This is a genomic window from Dehalobacter sp. TeCB1, assembly GCF_001707455.1.
GTDB classification, from domain to species: Bacteria; Bacillota; Desulfitobacteriia; order Desulfitobacteriales; family Syntrophobotulaceae; genus Dehalobacter; species Dehalobacter restrictus.
The window spans coordinates 25,266-31,983 of sequence record NZ_MCHF01000038.1; the positions used below are offsets into that span (position 1 = coordinate 25,266).

The 6,718-nt window shown below is 39.5% G+C and carries 6 protein-coding genes; 2 read left to right on the forward strand and 4 right to left on the reverse strand.

From position 1 onward, the window contains the following. Positions 1-3: 3 nt before the first annotated feature. Positions 4-1,296: a reductive dehalogenase gene (locus A7D23_RS10270; protein ID WP_025205300.1), complete on the reverse strand. Its 1,293-nt coding sequence runs from the start codon at positions 1,294-1,296 to the stop codon at positions 4-6. 323 nt (positions 1,297-1,619) lie between these two features. Here A7D23_RS10270 and A7D23_RS10275 point away from each other — a divergent pair, with 323 nt between their 5' ends. Next, positions 1,620-2,345, forward strand: a complete 726-nt coding sequence (locus A7D23_RS10275) for a Crp/Fnr family transcriptional regulator (protein WP_038603126.1) — start codon at positions 1,620-1,622, stop codon at positions 2,343-2,345. Between the two features lie 309 nt (positions 2,346-2,654). On the opposite strand, the gene A7D23_RS10280 is transcribed toward A7D23_RS10275, so the two are convergent. Genes A7D23_RS10280 through A7D23_RS10290 form a run of 3 tightly spaced genes read right to left on the reverse strand, consistent with a single transcriptional unit; the run spans position 2,655 to position 5,542 of the window. Continuing rightward, positions 2,655-3,851, reverse strand: coding sequence for a 4Fe-4S binding protein (locus A7D23_RS10280; RefSeq protein ID WP_025205299.1), 1,197 nt, complete (start codon positions 3,849-3,851; stop codon positions 2,655-2,657). 31 nt (positions 3,852-3,882) lie between these two features. Further along, entirely contained in the window at positions 3,883-4,185 is a 303-nt protein-coding gene (locus A7D23_RS10285; RefSeq protein ID WP_025205298.1) for a hypothetical protein, read from the reverse strand. A gap of 34 nt (positions 4,186-4,219) precedes the next feature. Then, on the reverse strand, positions 4,220-5,542 hold the full coding sequence (locus tag A7D23_RS10290; RefSeq protein ID WP_068883737.1) for a reductive dehalogenase: 1,323 nt from the start codon (positions 5,540-5,542) through the stop codon (positions 4,220-4,222). 190 nt (positions 5,543-5,732) lie between these two features. On the opposite strand from A7D23_RS10290, the gene A7D23_RS10295 reads away from it, so the two are divergent. Next, complete coding sequence (locus tag A7D23_RS10295) at positions 5,733-6,425, forward strand: Crp/Fnr family transcriptional regulator (RefSeq protein ID WP_025205296.1); 693 nt, start codon at positions 5,733-5,735, stop codon at positions 6,423-6,425. The last annotated feature ends 293 nt before the right edge of the window (positions 6,426-6,718 follow it).

Consider the following 6,718-nt stretch of genomic DNA (forward strand, 5'->3'; position numbering starts at 1 on the left):
TTCTTATTTATTCCAGAACTTCTTTAATGCATCTTCGACACTTATTTTCCCATAGCCGAACAAATCATCAAAGAATCTCAGGACTGGTCTAGCCGGTGTCCTTGTTCCCAATTTCACGAAATCATGGTGCCATTCTTGCTTTTTGTTATATGGGCAAACTTTAATACAAATCCCGCAGTCACCACCGACTGCTCCCCACTGTGTTATGCACTTTAACCCATCTTGAGCCCATTTTTTGACTCCTGGATTCGTTGCGGTAGATACTTTAAAACTTGGTTCTTTATCATGGGATAACGCTTGGGAAGGACAGGCATCCGCACATTTCATGCAGGTTTTGCAGAATTCCATCACTCCGAAGCTAACCGGTTTATCAATTGCTAAAGGCATATCCACGTACGTTTTACATATCCGCACTCTTGGTCCAAATTCCGGAGTGACCAGAATACCGATTCTACTGATCTCCCCTAGTCCGGCCTGAATAGCCAACGGGACACTTAAAGCCGTATCGTTGGAACAAGGCAGGCATTTGTAACCTAATTTCCTAATAAATGTAGCCAACTTATGAGAGGTAACACCCATATTGGAGTAGATATCGGCAGAAGCGGCCGTTTGGGGCAAAGCCGGGGCAGTCTGATAACCGTCATAATCCATTTCAAAAGCCATTACAATAACATGTGTCGGCATAAACGGAAGCTCATTAGGAACAGGCATATCTGTTTTTGCATCGAAAACTTCGGAATAGACCCACCGTTCATCATAGGGGGCAATCCCTACTTTACTTGCTCCCCAATAGGTTGCAGCTTTTTTGATAATAGCGCTTGCAGCTTCTGGGCTTTCAAATTGATACACGTTAGGATTTACTTTACCTTCCCAAGAAAAGAGCCCTTGCGATTTATAGCCTAAGGTAGCCTTATACTGATTGATATCATTTTCAATCGACCAGCAGGCGTCATCAAAAGCGAATTCAAGCGGTCCCCAGCCCTCTCCTCCATCTTGAGGTATTACCCCCATTCTTTTTCCGAAATATTGTTTACCTCCAGGAGAAGTAAGAACCGGAGCTAAGGAAGTTTTACTGTACCGTTTGTAATCACTGGAGATCTCCACCGGCATGGTATCGTGCTCTACAGTCTCCGCATTTGCGACATTTCCGCCCATTAATTCAGAACCAAACAATGCGGCACCAGCTGCGCCAACCCCCACTCCTAATGAGGTCTTCAAAAAACCGCGTCTGCTAAATTCTTTGGAAAAGGTTTTTTTGTGTTGAATTCTTTTCTCTTTGTCATCTTCTGGAATCATACCTTATCTCCTCCTTAAAATATTTGACTCTACAAATATCATAGATAAAATAAAAAATTATGAATAGATCTATATCTGACAGGTGTTCACTATAGAACATTAATTAATTTTAAGGACAAAATAGAATCTGTTGTTTCAATATGAATAGGGAAAATCGAGCGTAACAAAAATAACAATTAAGCTGGTCTCTGACAAAAAAACAGTGTACACTAAATATCGTCAAGATGATATTAAAGGAAACAACGAAATTATGATATCTTTGAGATGGTCTGAATAGGCCAGATGAATTTCAGGGAAATCTATCGAAAGGGAGTTTGATTTTTATGGAAGAAATCAGAAAAGATAGTTTCACACAAGTTCTCAAATTTGATAATATCTCTGAAAAATTATTGTTTGATAATATCTCTGAAAAATTATTGGATGTAGGAGAAGAATTTTTCTTTGCCAAAAATAAGATACTCGTTTCTCCCGGAGATGTCCCCGATGGATTTTATTATCTAAAAGATGGACGGGTCAAAGCTTGTACATACTCTCCAAAGGGTAATGAAAATATACTAGGCCTTATCGAAAAGGGATGTATCTTTTTGGAATCTAACACACTTTTCAGTATTCCTAGTGATTGTTACTTTAAGACAATAGAGCCTTCGAATTTACTTTTTTTTAAAAAAGAAGACCTTTTGAATTTATTAAAAACTGACTTTGACGTAACGCTATTAATATTACAATCGATTACCTGCAAATTTTTAGCAAATTTGCATAGTGTAAATGAGCTACTAGTTTATGACTCAGAATGGAGAATATGTCACCTATTATTAACATTTGCCGATAACTTTGGAATAGAAATAGAAAATAAGATAAAGCTGAATATCAAAATTAGCCAGCAGTTTATTAGTGACATGCTGGGCGTCACTAGAGGTACGACGATAAAGATGATCAATAAATTAAAAGAACTGAATTTGATCGAGCAAACCAACGGCTATTACTTTATTAAAGACTTGCAGCGGTTAAAAAATCATCAAGCCGAAATATGCCTTCATAAAGGCATATGATAGCTGATGTATTACGCAAATCATCTAACCAAACATTTAAAAATATTGCATAACCGTTATCTCGGTCACCAATAAAAAAATGACCAAGGCTAAAAAGCCAAGGTCACGATGATTTTTGCAGTTTATTATCAAGTACAAATTTTAGTCGCTAGGTTAATAAACAACCTGATACGCGTGCCATTCACTTATTACAATCATAACAGTGACAGCGGCTATCAAGATAATAAATCCTAAATCCCCCATACTTAATTTGCTTTTCATTGTTTAACCTCGATGTTATTCAGTTCATTTACAAACCTTATACAAATCTTACTTGGATTCCTTTAATTGCTCGATTCCTTTGGTTCCTTTTCCCAGAATCCCCATGATATATCTTCTGGGACGTAAGATGATCTCATTGAGTATCAACCCCGGACAGAAAAACCTGCACCAGAATCTGCTGATAAAGAAAGAAGTAAAAATCACGACCGGCAAAATAAGCCACTGGATACCGAATCCCTGCCGTCCAAATAAAGTAGCAAATGGTTCATAACCGGCAAAACTCGGTGTCTTTGTCAGAAATGCCCCTATGAGTGCCAGGTAGATGAGTATATATCTTATTTTAGCCGCTTTTGCTTCGATCGTTTTATTGCAGCATTTGAATTTACCCCCGCCTACTTTTGCGGTTATTTCCTGCAAGGCGCCAAACGGGCAAAGCCAGAAACAGTAAACATTCTTTCCTAATATCAAGGTGATCACCGGGATTCCGATTAAGAGGATATACCAAACGAGGTTTTCACGGATTGGTGGGAAATTCCCCATTAATAATGCAGCAATGTTGGCAAGGGAAATCGATGTATTGTATTGAAAGCCAATGAAGACCAAGCTGCCTATCAGGGCAATCCAGCGCAGTTTTCTCTGTTTGAAGGCGACGCCAATCACCGCCAGGATGATCAAAGCGATAACGGCTATTTCCTTTGCCCCGAACTTAAACGGCACTACTTCATCCTTCACATCCAGCCCGAACTCGCCCCTGGCTATGGCATGGCTTCCCTGGGAAACCGCTTTGGCAATTCCCCGGGAAGAAAATGTGGCACCGGAAATACGGTCAATATCCTTGTCAATGGACAAGGGGTCCGTGATGTCTTTTCCAATGAATTTCTCCAGGTATTTCTGTTCGATGACCTTATCGATAAAGGATGGCGTATCCTTATGGGCGGCAATAACCGTCCCTACAATTTTTCCTTTAAGGTCGATTCCGGTGACCATTTTAATCGGCCCGCCATAAGCAACCGCTTGCTCGATTACGACGTAACCTATTTTTTCTTCCTCACCGTTTTTCCCTTGGATTCTTCCTTCATAAATAACAGGGGAAGACGCAATCTTTTGAAAAGATTGCGCTTCCGGAAAAACTTGATTCATAAACGGTATGGTATCGTTATCAGTATGAGTCCAACTGAAACCCAACGTTAGGAGAAATACAACTGTTGCTGCAAATACAATCATTTTATTTGCTGTGTTTTTCATTTCTTGCTCCTGATAAAGGTCCTTATTGTTGTTACGCGGCCTCTACTTTATTGGCTTTCTTTTTTGAAGGTATCAAAGAATTCAACCGTGCCGTAACGATTACTAGGACAAGAAAAATCGCTCCGAAGATTAACAGTCCCATGCCAGCAGCCTGCATCTCACCTTCGCCGATGCTGCTGACGATCCAAGCCAGGGTAAATGCTCCCCACAGTATGGATATGGACGTTAAAATCCAGCGGACAACGGACATTTTGCCTGCGGCCTGGAATTTGATATAAACAAACCAAAATGATGACGCTATTAATGCTCCCAGGAACATCCAAAATATTATCATTTTATCTCTCCTCTTCTCATTAATACATTCTTATTTATTTCTTCCAGAAATCCTTTACGGCCTCACCAACCGTTGCTTTTCCGTATCCAAACAGATCATCAAAGTACCTCAGAATCGGTCTTGCAGGCGTCTTTGTAGCAAATTTTGCCAAGTCATGATGCCATTCGCTCGGTTTGTTGTACGGACACACTTTAATACAGATTCCGCAGTCAGTACCAGCGTCAGCCCACTGTGCCAAACATTTCTCAGCATTGGCAGCCCATTTTTTGACACCGCCACTTGTCGAGATCGTTGCAGCTTGAAAACTCGGCTCTTTATCATGGGATATTGCTTGTGAAGGACAGGCATCTGCGCATTTCTTGCAGGTCATGCAAAATTCCTTAACCCCGAAAGTAATCGGTTTATCCACAGCCAACGGGAGATCTGTAAATATTTTGCAGAACCGCTGTCTCGGTCCAAATTCCGGAGTGATAGCAATCCCTATTCTGCTGAGTTCTCCCAGCCCGGCATGAATCGCCAAAGGAACACTTAAGGCGGTGTCATTGCCGCAGGGTACGGTTTGGTAACCTAGAGCTCTAACAAAGTGAGAAACCTTACTTACTACAACACCCATACTGGAATAAATATTTCCGGCAGAAGCAAGTTCAAGAGATGTCGGAGCGGCTTGAAAACCATCGTAACTCATTTGAAGAGCCATAACAATAACACTTTTAGGTTCAAACGGGAGTACGTTAGGAACGCTATCGTTCTTTTCGATATTGAATACACGCGAAAGTACCCAACGCTCGTCATAAGGGGCAATTCCCACCAGATCCGCACCATAGAATTTTGCAGCCCTTTTAACAGCTTTACTTGCAGCTTCAGGGGTATCAAAAGTGTATTTCTCAGGGTTTACTACGCCGCTAATTTGCGGTTCCTTCCACTCATATAGTCCCTTACTAGCAAAACCTGGAGCATGATAACCGTTGAGACCATCCTCAATCGCGAAGGCGCCGGTTTTCATAGCTTCTTCAAGTCTTCCGTAACCATCTGCTACCTTATTTGGTATCCAGCCCATGTGTTTTCCGAAATATGTGTCAAAATTAGGTTTAACTACCGGATCTCCCGACAATGCACGCATAATTACATTGTTTTTTTGATCATACCGTTTGTAATCTGCGGAAATTTCCACCGGATACGAATCATGCTGTACAACCTCTGCAGCATTGGCTATGCTACCATCGTAACCTACCAGAGCTGCGCCTGCTGCCCCAACCCCCATTCCGACTGAGGTTTTTAAGAAACCCCGTCTACTAAATTTTTTGGAAATAGCCTTTTCTTGTTCTGTGCTTTCAGTTTTTTCTTTACCCAAATCCATAGTACAACTCCTCCCTAAAAATATTTTCTATTAATAAGTTATCATTTCTCAAAATTAATAGTAGAAGTCCACACTACAAATGTAGTCTAGACTACATTTTTATTTATTTTAATAAAAGTATAATTAGTATGTGATAATATTAATGCAGAAAGGAGAGATACTATAATCAATATTAGGGAGTTTGATTTTTATGAAACATACATCCGTTGAAGAATTCTCAAGAATTTACAGGCTGGATAATTTTTCCAAAACATTGATTGAAAACGGCAAGGAATTATTCTTTAAAAAAAACACAGTTATTGCGTCTCCTGGGGATATCATGGAAGGATTTTACTTTGTCAAGGAAGGCAGAGTAATTGCTTCGGAATTCTCGCCCAAAGGAAATGAACGAATCATATGCATTCTTGAGAAGAGCAGCATTTTTTTGGAGTCCAATGTCCTTTTTGATGTTCCGGTCTTTTGTTACTTTGAAGCGAGTGAGGATACCACTCTCGTCTTTTTGAAGAAAGAAGAACTATTGAATCTATTGTCAACAGACTTAAATGTAACCCTTTTTCTCTTGCAATCCCTTACAAAGAAATTTTATTCCAATATGAACCATGTTGATGAATTGCTCTATCATGATACGGAATGGGGGATGTGCAACCTTTTTTTAACATTTGCCGAGAATTTCGGGGTAGAAGAAGACACAAAAATCAAATTAAATATTAAAATCAGCCAACAGTTTATCAGCAATCTTCTTGGTATAAATCGAATAACGACATTAAGGATTATCAAGAAATTAAAGGAATTAATGTTAATCGAACAGACGAACGGGTATTACTATATCAAAGACATCCAGAAGTTAAGAGACTATCAAACGATGTTACAATCCCAACTCTAAATCTGATATACTTCAAGATAACTTGCCCCAGGACTTCAAGTCCCCAAATACACCGGATAAATATTTTTTATATTAATCTTGACTAATTTTTTATTTATTCCATTATTACCATTGCTTAAAGTACCTTTTCGATAAAGGCACTACTAAAAAAAGAACGCCTAAAATGGAGGCCACTGAAAAAGTGGTACCTGAACCTCAAAAGCAAAAGAGCTGGAATTACGAAGAAAGAAGTAATTCCAGCTCTTTTTTGATACAATTAAATAGAGAAAAAACTTCAGCGCAGGTAATCATAT

Coding starts and splice junctions, on each gene's coding strand:
- A7D23_RS10275 (WP_038603126.1), top strand. CDS start 1,620: ATGGAAGAAATCAGAAAAGATAGTTTCACACAAGTTCTCAAATTTGAT.
- A7D23_RS10295 (WP_025205296.1), top strand. CDS start 5,733: ATGAAACATACATCCGTTGAAGAATTCTCAAGAATTTACAGGCTGGAT.
- A7D23_RS10285 (WP_025205298.1), bottom strand. CDS start 4,185: ATGATAATATTTTGGATGTTCCTGGGAGCATTAATAGCGTCATCATTT.
- A7D23_RS10280 (WP_025205299.1), bottom strand. CDS start 3,851: ATGAAAAACACAGCAAATAAAATGATTGTATTTGCAGCAACAGTTGTA.
- A7D23_RS10290 (WP_068883737.1), bottom strand. CDS start 5,542: ATGGATTTGGGTAAAGAAAAAACTGAAAGCACAGAACAAGAAAAGGCT.
- A7D23_RS10270 (WP_025205300.1), bottom strand. CDS start 1,296: ATGATTCCAGAAGATGACAAAGAGAAAAGAATTCAACACAAAAAAACC.